The organism is Methylovirgula sp. 4M-Z18 (assembly GCF_037890675.1).
Classification (GTDB): domain Bacteria; phylum Pseudomonadota; class Alphaproteobacteria; order Rhizobiales; family Beijerinckiaceae; genus 4M-Z18.
In genome coordinates this window covers 4199968-4216248 of the sequence record NZ_CP149574.1, presented here as the reverse complement: position 1 = coordinate 4216248, position 16281 = coordinate 4199968, and the positions used below count along the sequence as shown (strand labels likewise).

Here is a 16281-nt window from a genome sequence, read left to right as displayed (position 1 = left end):
CCAAGGAGAACAACATGTCCGCCTCGAAACTCGATCAATTGAAATCCATGACCGTCGTCGTGTCCGACACAGGCGACATCGATTCGATCCGCGCTTACAGCCCGCAGGATTGCACCACCAATCCGACCCTCATTCTCAAGGCGGCGCAAATGCCCGCCTATGCCTATCTCGTCGACGAAGCCGTCGATTGGGGCCGCAAGCATGCGCGCACCGCCGGCGAAGTGACCGACCGGCTCGCCGTCAATGTCGGCGTCGAGCTCTCCAAAATCGTTCCCGGCCGTGTCTCGACCGAAGTCGATGCCGATCTGTCCTTCGACACCCAGGCCATGATCGTCAAGGCGCGAGCGCTGATCGCCGATTATCAGTCGCGCGGCGTCGGGCGCGAGCGCATTCTGATCAAGCTCGCCTCGACCTGGGAAGGCATTCGCGCCGCCGAGGTCCTGCAGAAAGAGGGCATCGACTGCAATCTGACGCTGCAGTTCTCGCTGGCCCAGGCGGTTGCCTGCGGCGCCGCCGGCGTCTTCCTGATCTCGCCCTTCGTCGGCCGTATCCTCGATTGGCATGTGAAGGCCGAGGGCAAGACCTTTACCGCCGAGGATGATCCGGGCGTGCAATCGGTCCGCAAGATCTATGCCTATTACAAGACCCATGGCATCAGGACCGTGGTGATGGGCGCCTCGTTCCGCAACACCGGCGAGATCGAAGCGCTCGCCGGCTGCGATCGCCTCACCATCGCGCCCGCTCTGCTCGATGCTCTGTCGAAGGACACGGGCACGTTGGAGCGTCGCCTGTCGCCGGACAGCGTGAGCGACTCGCAGCCCAAACTCATCTTCGACGAGAAAGCCTTCCGCTGGGCCCTGAACGAGGACCAGATGGCGACCGAAAAGCTCGCCGAAGGTATCCGCGCTTTCGCCAAGGATCTGCGTACCTTGCGCGAAATGGTCGCGAAACGTTTGGGGTAGAATCGCGCGCGTTCGGCTGCGTTTCAATGTCGCACTTCTCCGCCGCACATGGGGCAGGGGGTGAGGAAACCTTTGTAGAGCGATGACGCGCGACCCCTTCTCCCAGAGGGAGAAGGTGGCCGACGAAGTCGGTCGGATGAGGGGACACCCTTGCGAGATTAGCCGCAGCAAGAGTTGAGCCAATGATGATTCCGCGTCCCCTCATCCGTCTTGCTTTGCAAGCCACCTTCTCCCAATGGGAGAAGGGCGCGCACAATCATCGCGTACATTTAACTGCACACCCGTGCGCCGCGCGGGCATAAGAGCGCACGTCTCGCTTGGAAAAGACGGCGACACGGTGAATTGACCGGGTGACACATCTCTCCGCGTCGGGCATTCTGGTGCGAATGCTTCGCAGGAAGGATCGATTTGGCGCCGGCTCACCCGTTAGAGACCTATAAGGAACTGCTGCTGTTCCTGTGTACGGCGGGCCTTGTCGCACCGGTGTTCCGGCGACTGCGCATCAGTCCGGTGATCGGGTATATCGGGGCAGGCGTGTTGCTTGGGCCGCACGGCCTCGGCGCTCTCGCCGATCGCTGGCCGATCCTCGATTATGTCAGCTTTTCGAGCGTCGAGCAGATCGCCCAATTCGCCGAGTTCGGCGTGGTGTTCCTCTTGTTCATGATCGGGCTCGAATTGTCGTTCGAGCGCTTAAAGCGCATGCGCAAATTGGTGTTCGGGCTTGGCGCGCTGCAGGTTCTCGTCACCATTCTCGTCATCGCGACGCTGGGCGTCGTTCTTGGGGAGAAGACCGGGACGTCGCTGGTGATCGGCGCGGCGCTCGCTTTGTCCTCCACCGCCATCGTCATGCCGATCCTGGTCGAGACGAAACGGCTCGCGACCGATGCCGGCCGCGCGAGTTTTGCGATCCTGTTGTTTCAGGATCTGATGATCGCGCCGCTCTTGTTCATGGTCTCGGTGCTGGGCACGCGGGCCGAATCGGGTTTTGGAGTGGGCCTGTTCTACGCGCTGGCACCGGCCGTGATCGCCTTGGCGCTGCTGGTCGGTATAGGCCGCCTGGTATTGCGTCCGCTGTTCCACCATGTGGCGCTGTCGCGTTCGACCGAATTTTTCATGGCGGCGGCGCTGCTCGTCGTGCTCGGCACCGGCATGGTGACGGAGGCGAGCGGCTTGTCCATGGCGCTCGGCGCCTTCATCGCCGGCCTGCTGCTGGCGGAGACCGAATATCGGCGCGAACTCGAAGTCACGATCGAACCGTTCAAAGGCCTGCTTCTCGGGCTCTTCTTCGTGTCAGTCGGCGCGGGGCTCGACCTGTCTCACGTGATCGCGGCGCCTTATCTGACCCTCGGCATCGCCATCGCCTTCGTCGTGATCAAGGCAATTATCGTTTATGGGCTCGCCCGGCTGCTCGGCAAATCCCATGCCGCTGCCTTTGAAACGGCGCTGCTGATCGGACCCGGCGGCGAATTTGCCTTCGTGATGATCGGCGCCGCGGCCGCCAACAATCTGTTGTCATCCTCCGCCGCGGGCAATGTCATGCTGGCGGTCACGCTATCGATGCTCGCGATTCCGTTCCTCGCGCCGCTCTCCACGCGGGCGCCGCGCAAGGCCCCGACGATCGATCCGGCGCTGCTCGTTCCGCCGAGCGCCGAGGAAACGAGGGCCCGCGTTCTCATCATCGGCTATGGCCGCGTCGGGCGGCTGGTGAGCGATATGTTGACGCGGCACAATTTGGAATTTCTCGCCGTCGATGGCGATGCCAAGCTCGTGGCCGCGGCGCGCGACGCGGGCGTGCCGATCTATTGGGGCGACGCGACGCGGCCGGATTTTCTGTTCGCCATGGGCATCGCCCATGCGCGCGCGCTGGTCGTGACCATGGATGCGCCGCGGGCCGCAGAACTCATTGTCGAGGAAGCGCGCAAGATGCGGCCAGATCTGACCATCGTCGCCCGTGCACGCGATGCCACGCATGCCACCCATCTCTACCAATTGGGCGCGAGCGACGCGATTCCCGAAACCATCGAAGCCAGTCTGCAATTGTCCGAGGCGGTGCTGGTCGATATCGGCATTCCGATGGGCTATGTGATCGCCTCGATCCATGAGAAGCGCGACGAGTACCGGCAATTGCTGCAAAAGGCGTCGCCGAGCGAAAAACCGCGCCACGCGATTCGCATGTCGACCCGCGTGAAGGACATGAACAAGCCGAAAAAATCCGTCGAGGGCGAAGCTTAGGGGCGAAACTCAATTTGGCCGCGTCCAGATGCCATCCATGATTGAGTTTCGACCCTAACCACAGCAATAACGTGGGATCGCCGCAAAGCCGGTCGAAGCGCGCCGCAATCGCGCCGTAAAGCGCCGCGAATGATGGTGTCTCAAATGATTCAGGAGATTGCTTATGGACGCGCTGGTGCATCGGCCTGCTTTTGCTCTTAGCCCGGTGGCTCCGGCCTTTTTGGCCGGACTGGTGATCCTTGGCGGCGTCGGTGGCATTGCTGCGCTCTCGATGAGCGCGTTGACCGCTCCGACGGGGCAACTTGAAGCGTCATCCTTCACGCCGAAGTTCAGCGAGCGCGTGCAGAGTGACGAAGCGGCGGTCGCCAGCTTCATCAACCAGGTCGCGCTGTCGCATGTGACGGTGAGCAAATTGCCGGACGTAACCTATATGCCGCCGGCGTCGAAACTGGTTGCCGCCGTCAAGAAAGCGCACCCACGCCCGATCCTCCACACGGTCGCGCAATTGCCGCCGCCGCGCCCGCTCTTCGCGCCTGCTCCCTCGGAGCGGCAGTCCATCCCCGCCGCCTCGGAGGGCTTTTCTTTGCGGCACTATATTCCGGCGGTCGATTATCTGCCGTCACCCGGTCAGGTGGCCGACGGCGTGGCGCAGCAGGCGGGCCGTCTGCGGTTCTGGTGACGATTTAGAATCGCTCAGCCGCTTTATTCCTGACGCATCTTGACACGGACGTGGCATTCTCTCCTGACAAAGGGGAGCGCCCATGTCCGTTCTGACTCTGCCTAAAGCCGGTTCCGCGCGTCAACGTCGCATCGGCCTCGCGCTGGTGGTGCTGGCGACGATCGTCTGGAGCACGGCCGGACTTTTTGCCCGCGTCGTCGAGCTTGATTCCTGGACGATTCTGTTCTGGCGCGGGATCTTCGGCGCAACGACCGGTCTTAGCTACCTCCTCTGGCAGAAGGGCGGCGAGACGTTGCCGTCGTTCCGGCGCATGGGTTGGCCCGACATGGCCTTCAGCCTCAGCGCGGCGCTCGCCATGCTCGCCTTTTTTGCTGCTTTGAAACATACATCGGTCGCGCATGTGTCCATCATCTATGCGACGGTGCCCTTCGTGACCGCCTTGCTCGCCTGGGCCGTCGTGCGCGAAGCCGCAAGCGCCGCGACGATGGCCGCGAGCTTCATCGCCCTTGCCGGCGTGACCTTGATGCTTGGTTGGGGCGCTGGCGAGGGCCATCTCTCGGGCGACATCCTCTCCTTTCTCATGACGGCGCTGATGGGCGTGATGATCGTGATCGGCCGCGCCTATATCTCGGCCTTCATCGTCGAGCGCTGCGTCTTGGCTGCCCTCTTTAGCTCGCTGCTCAGCTTGCCCTTCGCGACGCCGCTGGCGGCGAGCAGCTTCGATGTCACCGCGATCGCGCTGTTCGGGGCGGCCCATATGGGGCTCGGCATGATCGTCTTCGGCTATGGCGCGCAGATGATCCCGGCGAGCGAATCGGCGCTCCTCGGCGCGCTGGAAACGCCGCTCGCCCCCTTCTGGGTCTGGGCGGTGTTCGGCGATATTCCGGGCATTGCAACGATCGTCGGCGGCACCATCGTCCTGTGCGCCGTCTGCGGCCACGTGCTGTGGGAGAGCCGCTAGAACGCGGTGTGCTTTGCGGAATTGTACAGGACCGCGAGCGTCCCGGTCGCAAGCGCCGGGACGGCGCTATCGTGTTATTTGCTCGCGGTCCTGCTCCTCTCACGACTTGACCTGCCGCTCTTCCGCCGCCTTGCGGATCGCGCTCAGCGTCGTCGTCGGCGTGATCGCTTCCGGACTGACTTTCACGTGAAGGATCGCCGGCTTGCCGCTTGCCTCAGCACGCTCGAACGCGGCGGCAAAATCCTGCGTGCGCTCCACGGTCTCGCCATGGCCGCAGAAAGCGCGTGCATAAGCGGCGAAATCGGGGTTCTTGAGCTCGGTGCCCGACACCCGGCCCGGATATTCGCGCTCCTGGTGCATGCGGATCGTGCCGTACATGCCATTGTCGACGACGATGACGATCACGGCGAGGTCGTACTGCGCCATGGTCGCAAATTCCTGGCCGTTCATCAGGAAGCAGCCGTCACCGGCAAAGCACACGACGGTACGCTCGGGGCAAACCCGTTTCGCGCCCATCGCCGCCGGCATGCCGTAGCCCATGGAGCCGGAGGTCGGCGCAAGCTGCGTGATCCAGCCATGACGCAGAAACCGTCCGGGCCAGATCGCGTAATTGCCGGCGCCATTGGTGTAGATCGTGTCGGCCGGCAAATGGTCGCGCAGCCACAGCGAGACTTCGCCCATGTTCACCGCGCCCGGCACCGGCGGCGCTGCATTCGTCCAGGCCTCGTACTCTGCGCGCGCCTCAGCTTGCGTCTGCACCCACGCAATGGCCTTGGGCGGCTGTACGCTTTCGAGCGCTGCCGCAAAGGCGGTGGGGCTCGCATGAATGGCAAGCGTCGGATGATAGACGCGGCCAAGCTCTTCGGCGTCCGCATACACATGCACGAGCTTTTGCCGCGGCACGGGAATGTCGAAGAGAGAATAGGATTGCGAGGGCATTTCCGACATGCGCCCGCCGACGAGCAACACGAGGTCGGCGGTCTCGATCCGCGCCCGCAATTTCGGATTGGGCCCGATACCGATTTCGCCGGCGTAATTTTGATGCGCGCCGGGGAACAGAGCGGCGCGGCGGAAGGATGTCGCGACCGGCAGCGCGAACCGTTCGGCGAAACGCTGGAAGCTCTGCGAAGCCTTTTCGCTCCAGCCCGAACCGCCGAGAATCGCGATCGGCCGCTCCGCCGCCCACAACAGCTTCTGCAATTGCGCCATCTGCGTCAGCCCCGGCCAGGTCACGGCCGGTTCGATATAAGGCGCGTCGGCGACGCTCGCGTGCTCGGTCAGCATGTCCTCGGGCAGCGCGATCACGACGGGACCGGGCCGGCCCTGGCAGGCGACGTGAAAGGCGCGCGCAACGATTTCAGGAATGCGGGCCGGATCGTCGATCTCCGTCACCCATTTGGCGAAGGAGCCGAAAACGGCGCGGTAATCCATTTCTTGAAAGGCGCCGCGCTCCCGGATGCCGCGCTCGATCTGGCCGATGAACAGGATGAGCGGCACTGCATCGTGTTCGGCAATGTGAATGCCGGGCGACGCGTTGGTCGCGCCGGGGCCGCGCGTGACGAAACAGATGCCGGGCCGGCCGGTCAGCCGCGCGCTCGCGTCCGCCGCCATGCAGGCGCCGCCCTCCTGGCGGCAGATGGTGATCTTGATCGCGGCATCATGCAGCGCGTCGAGCACGGCGAGATAGGATTCGCCCGGCACGCAGAACACATCGCTCACGCCCTGAATGGCGAGCTGGTCAACGAGAATCTGGCCGCCGGTGCGGGAGTTGGCTTTGGTCATGCGCGGGTCTCTTGATTAAGCTTTTGCAGAAAGGGCGCCCCAGGCGGGATCGCTCAAAATCTCGTCGGTGTGTTCGCCGAGCGCTGGCGCGGGCCGGTCGCTCGCCATGCCTTGACCATCCATGACGATGGCCGAGCGCAGGCCCGGCGTCGCACCGGATTTCGCGTTCGGATTGGCGAGCGAGAGTTGCATGCCGCGCGCGATCACTTGTGGATCTTTGAGCACATCCTTCACGCCGTTGATCGGCCCTGCCGGCACGGCGGCCGCGTCGAGCCGCGGCAGCAGGTCGGCGCGGGTGAAACGGCGCGTCAAGGCCTGCAGCTTTTCGGTCAGCGCGACGCGGTTGATCACGCGGTCCTTGCTCAAGGCGAAATTCGGATCGAGCCCAAGCGCGCTGTCGCCCAGAATCTCGCAGAGCTTGCGATATTGTCCGTCATTGCCGGTGGCGATGATGATATGGCCGTCGGCGACCGGGAAGACGTCATAGGGTACGATATTCGGGTGGCCGTTGCCCATCCGACGCGGCTCCTTGCCCGAAACCATATAATTGAGCGCCTGATAGCCGAGCACCGCGACCTGCGCGTCGAGCAGGGCGCAATCGATATAGGCGCCCTCACCGGTGCGCTCGCGCCGCAACAAGGCCGCCTGAATGCCGTTGGCGGCATAAAGGCCAGTGAAAATGTCGGCGATCGCCACGCCCGTCTTGCTCGGCGGGCCGTCGGGCTGGCCGGTCAGGTCCATCACGCCGCCCATGCCCTGCACCAGAAAGTCGTAACCGGCGCGCGGCGCGTAAGGGCCATCCTGGCCGAAGCCGGTGATCGAGCAATAGACGAGGCGTGGATTGATCGCGCTGAGGGAAGCGTAATCGAGCCCGTATTTCTTCAAGCCGCCGACCTTGAAATTCTCGATCACCACATCCGCATGCGCGGCCAGCTTCCGCACCAGTTCCTGGCCTTCGGGCGTCTCGAAATCGGCGGTGATGCAGCGCTTGCCCCGGTTGCACGAATGATAATAGGCGGCGCCGAGATTCTCGCCGTCCACGCCCTCGACAAAGGGCGGCCCCCAATGGCGCGTATCGTCGCCGGCGCCGGCGCGTTCCACCTTCACCACATCGGCGCCAAGGTCGGCCAGCAATTGCCCGACCCAGGGGCCGGCGAGAATGCGTGCGAGTTCGAGGACTTTGATACCGGAGAGGGGAGCTTGCATGAAATGTTCTTCGGTTGGAAACGGTCTGAAGCCATTGCGGGCTGAACCTTAGAGCAAATATCCGATTCTGAAAGAGCGCAAAATGCTCCAGCTCGTGGCGACGATTTAACGATCTGGGCCATCGGCACGCGGCCGCGATGCGGACAAAGCCGCGGAAGCTGGCGAGCAGTCTATCGTACCGGGTCGCGACGCGGCCTTTCACGCGACAACTTTCAGATTTGCAAAAGATATTTGATCGATATGTGAACTACCTCATAATCAAATCGAACCAGACCGTGCTATATTGAATAGGGGCCTGGTGGTTGATGGGGTAGGGGGCAATATGTTGAAAGCGTTGGTCATTCTGAATCGACTGGCAAAAGACGAAGATGGTGCGTCACTGGTCGAATACACCGTGCTGCTCGGCATTCTTCTGGTCGCCGTCATCACCACGATCGTGACGGTTGGCGGGTGGGTTTCCGCGCAGTGGGCGGCGCTCAGTTCGGGGATCTCGTCGACGAACTAACACCCGGTCTATACGCTGTGCGAAGGCATTGATTGACGGCGGATCAAAAAGGTCCGCCAGCAGACGCATGCCGCAATCGCGCGTATTCCGCGCCAAGACCGATTGCAATCGCTCGGATTTCTTGCAACCGAGCCGAGATCCGATATTCTGATCTCCTTCACGTGAACACCGCGCATGGGAGTTCACGCCATGGCGACATTCGAAGTTCCCGGATCCGGCGGCCAATTCTTCGCGAAGAACACGGCGGGGGAGCCGATGGTGTGGCTTCCCACCGGCGTGCAATTGACGCTGGATTTCATCGCGCCGACAGGTCCCGGCGCCGACAGCCGCAGCGTCGTCGGTTTCAAGCCCACCCTCACCGTGACCGTGCTCGATCGCACGCCGCGCAAGCTCGGCTTTTCCATCAAGGCCAGCACCGCCGACTCGTTCTACGTGCAAGGCCAGGACGCCCAGGGACATCAGACGAACATCGCCGTTTTCGCCGGCGAGTTCAAAAATCATCCCGGCATGGACATTGATCTCTTGGCGAACCTCTGCCGGGCCGGCGACGCGCTGAAACTCTTGCGCGTGCAGCAGCTCCTGTACGATCAGGAGGGCAACATCTTCGACCAGAACAGCAAGCCGAACCTGCACAAGTTCGGCTACATGATGTGCGGCGCCGTCGCGAAGGGACGCGCGATCGAATTGTTCGGCGACGTCAATGTCCTCGATTACACGCATCCCTACCACGAGCCGCTCGGCGCGAGCCGGGTGTCCAGCCGTTTCGACGTGAAATACCGCTCGGAGATCATCACTAGGGTGCGCAACAAGATCGTGGCGCTGCTCACCAAAGGCACGCCGGTGCGGGTCGGCGTGCTGGATTCGCCGGTGGGGATGATGCCGCACCAGCACAAGCTCATCGCCTGGGACGCAGGCGGCCACACCGTCGTCATCGTCGGCTGCGACAAGGGCGGCATGAACTTCATGTATGTCGATCCCTGGTTCGGCGGCTCGAAATTGACCTATGCCGGCGGCATGATGCCGCCCTTCGAATGCAATTCGATGGGGATCTTCAACGCGCAACTACATGGGGAGCGCAAAGTCGGCGACGATCCGGTGAGCGTGCCAAACCTGATCGTGCAGAGGTGGGACACCTATGGCACGTTCAGTTGGGCCGCCGGGAACTACCTCGAGGTGGTCGCCGGACCTACGATTTGAGCGACGCGCTCGAGGCGGCGTCCGCTTTCCGATCGCTGGCATGATTGATCAGATCGCCGCGCACGTAGCCAAAGGACACGGCGGCCTCTGTGCGTCCCTGCACTGCGATCAGCTCGGCCAGAACCGCCCGTAGTGCTTCGTCGTAATCACCTTTGAATGCGTGCAAAATGGTGTCCATTTTCACGCGCAACTCGTCCTTCGGGACGAGCTGTAGCGCTGCCTCGGCCATCGTCTTTCTCTCAATCTTGAACGTGAACATATTAAGAACGAAATGCCGGGGAGAGTCAATTCCAACTGTGGGAGACAGCGCGGGCGAAGCAGGTCCGCACGGGCTAACGTCCTTGTATGCGCATGATAGGCATCTGAAAAAAATGCTGCGCATAAAATGGAAAATGAAATTGCGATGCGCATGGTCCTGATAATATGCATTTGACCATGAGGAAAGGTCTAGGCATGGCAAGGATGAGCATATCGGTTCCCGAAACCTTGAAAGAGGAAATGGATGCGATCGGGGACAAAGAAAACTGGTCGGGGCTGGCGCAAAGCGCTTTTCAGTCCGTGGTTTTTTCCCACAAATCCAGAAAGAATCAGGACATGGAAGCTGTTATCGAGCGCCTCCGGGCTTCGAAGGCCCAAGCAATCGCTGACGACATTGCAGAGGGAAAGCAAGATGGGCGAAATTGGGCGGCACATACCGCCAGCTATCGCGAGATAAAGCGGACCATCAAATTCCTGGAAGAGAACCGCGAACATTCGCCGACCGTGAGCCAATATTGCGAGGAAATGGAACTGACCTTGGAGGAGTTCTTCGACGGCGAGCCGAACCTTTCTGAACCCTATTTCGAAGGTTGGCTTGCGGGCGTCGAAGAGCTTTGGAAGGAAGTCGAAGACAAGCTCTAACCTTTGCATGGCGGCGCCGTTAAAGGGGGTGCCCCCGCCTTGAAGAGCGCGTCAAGGGCAACACCCGAGTATTCTGTTGCCGCGCCCGCTTTTAAGAGCGGCGCGGCTCCGTGGTTTTGCTCGCAAATCCCGGTCGATCGGATTGCTGCGGTTGGCGCAGAATTCACGGAATTAGGGTGACAGTGCACTTAATTGCCGCACCTGCTTTTTCGTTTTGAATTAAATGCACTGCCACCCCAATTCCGGGGGGCAAAGTAGGTTCGCCCGTGTATCTGGTGCCTCTTCGGATTTTTCCACTGAATTAGCCGGGGCTGTAGCCGAGTGCTTCCAAGCTTAGTTGACGTGCTTGTAGATGACCCAACCAATGATTCCGACAGTCAGAATAAGCGATGACGAATGCCGAATTGGCTCGATCTTTTCAGGCTCGTTGGGATCATAAAATATGTCCAGCTTACCTCCGGCCGAATGTTTGCGATGCGTCTCGATCTCGTTGACAATCGTTCTACCATTCACGTCAAATGTTACGCGGGTACGCCACCTTGGCGCGTCGTCGCCCACGTCAATTCGTTCAGCAGACACAACACCTGCGCTAATCCTTTGCCAGTGCGTCGTCCTGTACCAATGGCGGCTCCAAAAGAACACGCACCAGCAGACAATTCCCGCTTCAATGACATTGCCAAACGTGAACCAAGAGGGCATCAATCCTTCACCTTCCACGCGGCACTAACAGCCCCGACACACGCCGCCTTGTCTTCTGGTCCCTCGTCGTCGGGATTGCGGCTCGTTGTCATTTCAAGCCCGACCGTTTCGCCATTACGGTGCGCGTGATGGCAGGTACAGCGATACAAATTATAATTGTCGAAAGCGCTCCAAGCTCCCGCCAAAGCCAAAAGATAATCAATGTGCCGACAATGAAACCCGATACTTTTCCGAGCCATTGCATGACCGTGCTCTTCACCTTGCCGATAGTGCCCAGGATGAATACCCGACTGCACATGCGTAGAGACTATGATCCGATCACCGCCGTTCGGCAATGTCGAACAGCTTCATTCAAATAGGTCAGGCGTCGCCGATGCACTTGTGAAAGAACTCTCTGCGCGGCTTTGAGTTTGCATCGTCGAGTATCCCCGTATTTCCCCTCGGAATGTAATGGGTCGGCCAAGCCTTCCTGGCCTTCAAATTACAGGAACGTTTTAGCGGCGTGTCATACCTATACTCGTGCGCCCACGCCGGGCATGAGCACAGAGCGATGACGCATATTGGCAATAGGAACTGTGGAAACTTCATTCGTTAGATTCCTCGGCCGTTTGTGCCGCGGCCACGCTCTACACGGGAATTACGGTGGCAGCGTACTTAATTGCCGCACCTGCTCGTTCGTTTTGAATTAAACGCACTGTCGTCGTAATTCCCTGCGGCGGGCTGCTCATTCCGCTGCGGCGATACGAATGGGACGTGTTCCGACCGGAGCGCCGGTCGCGCGATCAATGGTGACGGGATCGATCTCCGTTCCGATCTCCGCGTCGAAGAAACGGGTCACCTTACCCCCGCCGCGATGCTTGCGTCCCCACGCGCCGATCGCAAACAGAACCGGCAGAAAGTCGCGGCCGGCTTCCGTCAGCACATATTCGTCCCGTGGCGGACGGTCGGAGTAGCGGCGTTTCTCCAGCAGCCCCTCGTCAGTCAGGGCTGCAAGCCGCCCCGTCAGCATCGTCGGCGCGATGCCGAGGCTCTTGCGGAAATCATCGAAGCGGGTCAGCCCCGCATGGGCGTCGCGCATGATCAGCATGCTCCATGCGTCCCCCACAAGCGCCAGGCTCCTGGCGATCAGGCATGGCTGGTCAGAAAGATTTTTCATGTCAGTATCTTTTTGGTAGTGACTTAGTATTGAAATGATAGTAACTCGTTGCTCACCGATGGTCCACGACAAAATGAAGGTCGAAACCCATGAGCAAGACAGAACGCGGCGTCGCCCTCATCACGGGCGCTTCCTCCGGCATCGGGCTGGCGACGGCGCAAGCGCTGCGGCGCGCCGGCTACCACGTCTTCGGCACGAGCCGAAAGCCGACGCCTGACACCGCGGGTGCGATCACGATGCTGATCTGCGACGTGACCGACGACGCGTCCGTGCAGAGCGCTGTCGACGGGGTTTTAGGCCGCGCGGGACGGATCGATCTTCTCGTCAACAATGCCGGATTCGGGGTCACTGGCGCGGCTGAGGAGAGCTCGATCGCGCAAGTTCGCGCGCTGTTCGAGACCAATTTTCACGGCGTCGTCCGGGTGACGAACATGGTCCTGCCGATCATGCGAAGGCAGGGCGGCGGGCGCATTCTGAATGTTGGTTCCGGGTTGGGGTTCATTCCAGCGCCTTATAACGCTTATTATTGCGCGACCAAGCATGCGCTCGAGGGCTATTCCGAATCTCTCGATCATGAGGTGCGGGAATTTGGCGTGCGCGTTGCGGTCATCGAGCCTGCCGCCACGCGAACCGCGTTTGAGACGAGCACTGTGGTCGCCGATACGCGGCTCGCCGCCTACGACGCGAGCCGCGCGAAGTATCTCGTGGCGTATGAGCGCGCCATGGCCGTGGCGGATACCGCGGAAAGCGTCGCCGAAACCATCGTGCTGGCGGCGCGCGATAAAACGCCGCGTCTGCGCTACCCCTCAGGCAAGGCTGCGCGGCAGGGCGCATTCGCCCGGCGTTTTCTCCCCCGGTCTCTCTTCGACAAGATCCTGCATGCGCAATTCGGGTTGGCGTCGTGAGCCGAAGTTTCTCGGGCGCGCAGACCGCGACAAATCCTCCAACCTGATGTCCTTCCATCGCAAGATTTCCGGTCCGAGCCGGAGAATGGAGCAAACAATGACAAGTCCTCTGAGCCTGGTCGGGTCGGGCGCGAGTTACATCGAGGCGCCCAATCTCTTCATCAATGTCGGGGGAACTGTTTTTGCCTATCGAGACCTGGGCCCCCAGGGCGGCGTGCCGCTCATTCTCGTCAACCATTGGGGCGCGGTGTTGGACAATTTCGATCCGCGGATCGTCGACGGCCTCGCCAGCAAGCATCGCGTCATCGCGACCGACTACCGGGGTATCGGCTTGTCGGGCGGAACCGCGCCGGTGACGGTCGACGAAATGGCGCGCGACACGATCGCTCTTATCGGAGCGTTGGGCTTCGAGAAGGTCGATCTGCTCGGTTTTTCCCTCGGCGGATTTGTGGCGCAGGATGTCGCACTGAAGGCCCCTGGTCTTGTGCGGAAACTTATCCTGGCCGGCACCGGTCCGGCGGGTGGCATCGGCATCGAGAAGGTGGGAGCGGTCTCCTGGCCGCTTATGATCAAAGGCCTGCTGACGCTGCGCGACCCCAAGTTCTATCTGTTTTTCACATCCACGGCCGATGGTCGGCGGGCCGCGAAAGCTTTTCTGAACCGGCTGAGGGAACGCAAGGCGGGTCGGGACAAGGGTCCCACTCCAGGCGCGTTCCTGCGGCAGCTCAAGGCAATCAAAGCCTGGGGCCGTCAGGCGGCTCAGGACCTCGGCAGGATCAATATCCCGGTCCTGATCGCGAATGGCGACAACGATATCATGGTCCCGACCGTGAACAGCGCCGACATGGCGCAACGCATCCCCGGGGCGGACCTGGTGATCTACCAAGACGCGGGGCATGGCGGGATATTCCAACACCACGCCTATTTCGTGCCGAAGGCTCTTTCCTTCCTGGCGGCTGACGCCGCCGCAACCTCAAGATTGGAGAAAGCCTATGAAGGCGTTCGTCGTTGACAAATATAAAAAGAAAGGCGCCCTGCGCCTGGCCAACGTGCCCGAGCCGGAAGTGCAGGACAATGATATCCTGGTCCGGATTCACGCCGCGGCTGTGAACCTTCTGGATTCCAAGATCCGGGATGGGGAGTTCAAGCTTATTCTTCCCTATCGTCCGCCCTTCGTCCTGGGGCATGACGTCGCCGGAACAATTGTCAGGACAGGGTCCAAGGTCAGGCGGTTCAAGGCGGGCGACGAGGTCTATGCGCGGCCGCGCGATCATCGGGTCGGCACATTCGCCGAATTCATCGCCGTCGATGAAGCCGACGTGGCGCTGAAACCCAAAAACCTCAACATGGCGGAAGCAGCATCCATCCCGCTGGTGGGGCTGACGGCATGGCAGGCGCTGGTCGAGGTGGGCAAGGTGAAGCCCGGCCAGAAGGTCTTCATTCAGGCCGGTTCTGGCGGTGTCGGGACTTTCGCCATCCAACTCGCCAAGCATCTCGGCGCCACAGTTGCGACGACGACGAGCGCGAAGAATGCCGAGCTGGCCAGAAGTCTCGGGGCGGATGTGGTCATCGACTATAAGACGCAGGATTTCGAGAAGGTCCTGTCGGGCTACGATCTCGTTCTGAACAGTCAGGATGCAAAGACGCTCGATAAATCTCTGCGTGTGCTGAAGCCTGGCGGCCAGCTCATTTCTATTTCCGGTCCGCCCGATCCGGCATTCGCGAGGGAACACGGTATGAACCTTTTCCTGAAACTGGCTATGCGCCTGCTGAGCCGAGTGGTCCGGAAAAAGGCCAAGAATTTCGGCATACGCTATTCATTCCTGTTCATGCGCGCGCACGGGCGACATTTGCATGAGATTGCGTCGCTGATCGAATCAGGAGCGATCCGACCGGTGGTCGATAAGGCGTTCCCGTTTGAGAAGACCGCGGATGCGGTGGCCTATGTCGAGAGCGGGCGCGCGAAGGGCAAGGTCGTCATCACAGTCACAGGCTAGGCTTACTTGAGCCAGAGCGTAAACTGCCAACTTACGCCTGCCCCAGTGGCTCTGCGCCTATCGGTGAATATCCCTCGGCGCAAAGTCTATTTACCGAGAGCTCAATCAGGCTCAGACCTTGTCGCAGGGTCTGAGCACGAGCTTGCCAGTGGTCAGCCGGTTCTCAAGCCGGCGATGCACCTCCGCGCGCGCCGCTGGCACGCGTTTGCCCGATGCCTTGCCAAGCCGCCGGTCCAACAAGCCGGTCTCGCCTTGCGTTGCAAAGCGCCAGCGCCAACGGCGGAACGTCCGCTACCCCGTTCCTAAAGGACACGACTTACCGGACAGATCGTGTGCTACCGACACGATCGAACACGAATCTTGACAATTCAGCGAAAAGAACATATCATGAACATTGTTTTTCTTAAGAGGTTGCGCATGGATGATGATGTATGGCCGACGGCCGATGAGGAGTTGCCGATTGACGAATTGCGACGCAGGCTCGGCCACAAGCCGGCCGAGCCGCGGCTGCGGCGCGAGGCGGGCAAACAGGAAGTGGCCGAACTTTTGGAAAATCTGGCGGCGGCCTCCCGGTCGCTGCCGCGGCCGACCCATCCGCCCTATCATTTCAGTTTCGATTCCATCGAATATCGGTTGGCGGCGCAGGTCGGGGGTCTCGATGCGCTGTTTTGGTCGATGGCCTTCCGGGGCGCCGAGTGCGGCAGCGCCGACGTTGGCGTCATGACGCTCAAGGTCGCGCTGGCGGCGCAGAATCAGTGCCGGAGCACGTATCTTGCCCTCAGCCGGCGCCATGGCGCGCCGGCGGCGGCCATCTCGGACCCTTCGCCGCATGGCGACGCGCCCGCGGACGCGCCGGACGAGCCGCCGCATGAAAGCGTGGAGTGAAGCACGGCGCGCGCGGCAAGTCGCGCGCATCCGACGGCAGAAACCTTGGCTGCATTCCACCGGGCCGAAGAGCGCGGGCGGCAAGGGGCAATCCGCGCTCAACGCCAGGAAACACGACATGTATTCCGCCGAAATGAACGCCATTCGCGCGCATTTGCGTGCCTGGCGGCGCGAGTTGAAAGATTTGACGGCCGATGATCGGTAAACATGTGAAC

General features: G+C 61.3%; 17 protein-coding genes. 12 read left to right on the top strand and 5 right to left on the bottom strand.

Annotated elements, in window-relative coordinates; all coding sequences use genetic code 11:
- The first annotated feature begins 14 nt into the window (after positions 1-14).
- The 4 genes from tal (at position 15) to V9T28_RS19355 (ending at position 4834) form a co-directional block, all read left to right on the top strand.
- Positions 15-962, top strand: coding sequence for a transaldolase (gene tal, locus V9T28_RS19370; protein ID WP_116401601.1), 948 nt, complete (start codon positions 15-17; stop codon positions 960-962).
- 408 nt (positions 963-1370) lie between these two features.
- On the top strand, positions 1371-3194 hold the full coding sequence (locus V9T28_RS19365; RefSeq protein ID WP_116401600.1) for a monovalent cation:proton antiporter-2 (CPA2) family protein: 1824 nt from the start codon (positions 1371-1373) through the stop codon (positions 3192-3194).
- Between the two features lie 163 nt (positions 3195-3357).
- A complete protein-coding gene (locus V9T28_RS19360; protein ID WP_116401599.1) occupies positions 3358-3873 on the top strand; it encodes a hypothetical protein in 516 nt (171 codons plus the stop codon).
- An 82-nt stretch (positions 3874-3955) separates the two neighbouring features.
- Positions 3956-4834, top strand: a complete 879-nt coding sequence (locus tag V9T28_RS19355) for a DMT family transporter (RefSeq protein WP_116401598.1) — start codon at positions 3956-3958, stop codon at positions 4832-4834.
- Between the two features lie 99 nt (positions 4835-4933).
- Here V9T28_RS19355 and V9T28_RS19350 read toward each other — a convergent pair whose 3' ends face one another.
- Positions 4934-6616, bottom strand: coding sequence for a thiamine pyrophosphate-binding protein (locus V9T28_RS19350; RefSeq protein ID WP_116401597.1), 1683 nt, complete (start codon positions 6614-6616; stop codon positions 4934-4936).
- Positions 6617-6631: 15 nt separating this feature from the next.
- Positions 6632-7822 (bottom strand): CaiB/BaiF CoA transferase family protein, encoded by a 1191-nt coding sequence (locus V9T28_RS19345; protein WP_116401596.1) that lies wholly within the window; start codon positions 7820-7822, stop codon positions 6632-6634.
- A gap of 322 nt (positions 7823-8144) precedes the next feature.
- Between V9T28_RS19345 and V9T28_RS19340 the strand changes: the two genes are divergently transcribed.
- Positions 8145-8327 carry a Flp family type IVb pilin gene (locus tag V9T28_RS19340; protein ID WP_245424147.1) on the top strand — a complete coding sequence of 61 codons (183 nt, stop codon included), beginning with the start codon at positions 8145-8147 and terminating at the stop codon, positions 8325-8327.
- A 189-nt stretch (positions 8328-8516) separates the two neighbouring features.
- Positions 8517-9524 carry a C39 family peptidase gene (locus V9T28_RS19335; protein WP_158554832.1) on the top strand — a complete coding sequence of 336 codons (1008 nt, stop codon included), beginning with the start codon at positions 8517-8519 and terminating at the stop codon, positions 9522-9524.
- Here V9T28_RS19335 and V9T28_RS19330 read toward each other — a convergent pair.
- Complete coding sequence (locus V9T28_RS19330) at positions 9514-9753, bottom strand: hypothetical protein (RefSeq protein WP_116401594.1); 240 nt, start codon at positions 9751-9753, stop codon at positions 9514-9516. The genes V9T28_RS19335 and V9T28_RS19330 overlap by 11 nt on opposite strands.
- 224 nt (positions 9754-9977) lie before the next feature.
- Between V9T28_RS19330 and V9T28_RS19325 the strand changes: the two genes are divergently transcribed.
- Positions 9978-10424: a hypothetical protein gene (locus V9T28_RS19325; RefSeq protein WP_147306463.1), complete on the top strand. Its 447-nt coding sequence runs from the start codon at positions 9978-9980 to the stop codon at positions 10422-10424.
- A gap of 1423 nt (positions 10425-11847) precedes the next feature.
- Here V9T28_RS19325 and V9T28_RS19320 read toward each other — a convergent pair.
- The gene (locus V9T28_RS19320) at positions 11848-12279 is read right to left on the bottom strand and encodes a winged helix-turn-helix transcriptional regulator (RefSeq protein WP_116401590.1); all 432 of its coding nucleotides are present in this window, start codon (positions 12277-12279) and stop codon (positions 11848-11850) included.
- An 89-nt stretch (positions 12280-12368) separates the two neighbouring features.
- Here V9T28_RS19320 and V9T28_RS19315 point away from each other — a divergent pair, with 89 nt between their 5' ends.
- The 3 genes from V9T28_RS19315 (at position 12369) to V9T28_RS19305 (ending at position 15181) form a co-directional block, all read left to right on the top strand.
- Complete coding sequence (locus V9T28_RS19315; RefSeq protein WP_116401589.1) at positions 12369-13184, top strand: oxidoreductase; 816 nt, start codon at positions 12369-12371, stop codon at positions 13182-13184.
- Between the two features lie 97 nt (positions 13185-13281).
- The gene (locus V9T28_RS19310) at positions 13282-14196 is read left to right on the top strand and encodes an alpha/beta fold hydrolase (RefSeq protein ID WP_116401588.1); all 915 of its coding nucleotides are present in this window, start codon (positions 13282-13284) and stop codon (positions 14194-14196) included.
- The gene (locus V9T28_RS19305; protein ID WP_116401587.1) at positions 14177-15181 is read left to right on the top strand and encodes an NADP-dependent oxidoreductase; all 1005 of its coding nucleotides are present in this window, start codon (positions 14177-14179) and stop codon (positions 15179-15181) included. Before V9T28_RS19310 ends, V9T28_RS19305 begins: the two co-directional genes overlap by 20 nt.
- 111 nt (positions 15182-15292) lie before the next feature.
- Here V9T28_RS19305 and V9T28_RS19300 read toward each other — a convergent pair whose 3' ends face one another.
- The gene (locus tag V9T28_RS19300) at positions 15293-15421 is read right to left on the bottom strand and encodes a hypothetical protein (protein WP_281024277.1); all 129 of its coding nucleotides are present in this window, start codon (positions 15419-15421) and stop codon (positions 15293-15295) included.
- 177 nt (positions 15422-15598) lie between these two features.
- Here V9T28_RS19300 and V9T28_RS19295 point away from each other — a divergent pair, with 177 nt between their 5' ends.
- Both V9T28_RS19295 and V9T28_RS19290 read left to right on the top strand, forming a co-directional pair.
- The gene (locus V9T28_RS19295) at positions 15599-16066 is read left to right on the top strand and encodes a hypothetical protein (protein ID WP_147306462.1); all 468 of its coding nucleotides are present in this window, start codon (positions 15599-15601) and stop codon (positions 16064-16066) included.
- Positions 16050-16271, top strand: a complete 222-nt coding sequence (locus tag V9T28_RS19290) for a hypothetical protein (RefSeq protein ID WP_116401585.1) — start codon at positions 16050-16052, stop codon at positions 16269-16271. The genes V9T28_RS19295 and V9T28_RS19290 overlap by 17 nt, the downstream gene beginning before the upstream one ends.
- Positions 16272-16281: the final 10 nt, after the last annotated feature.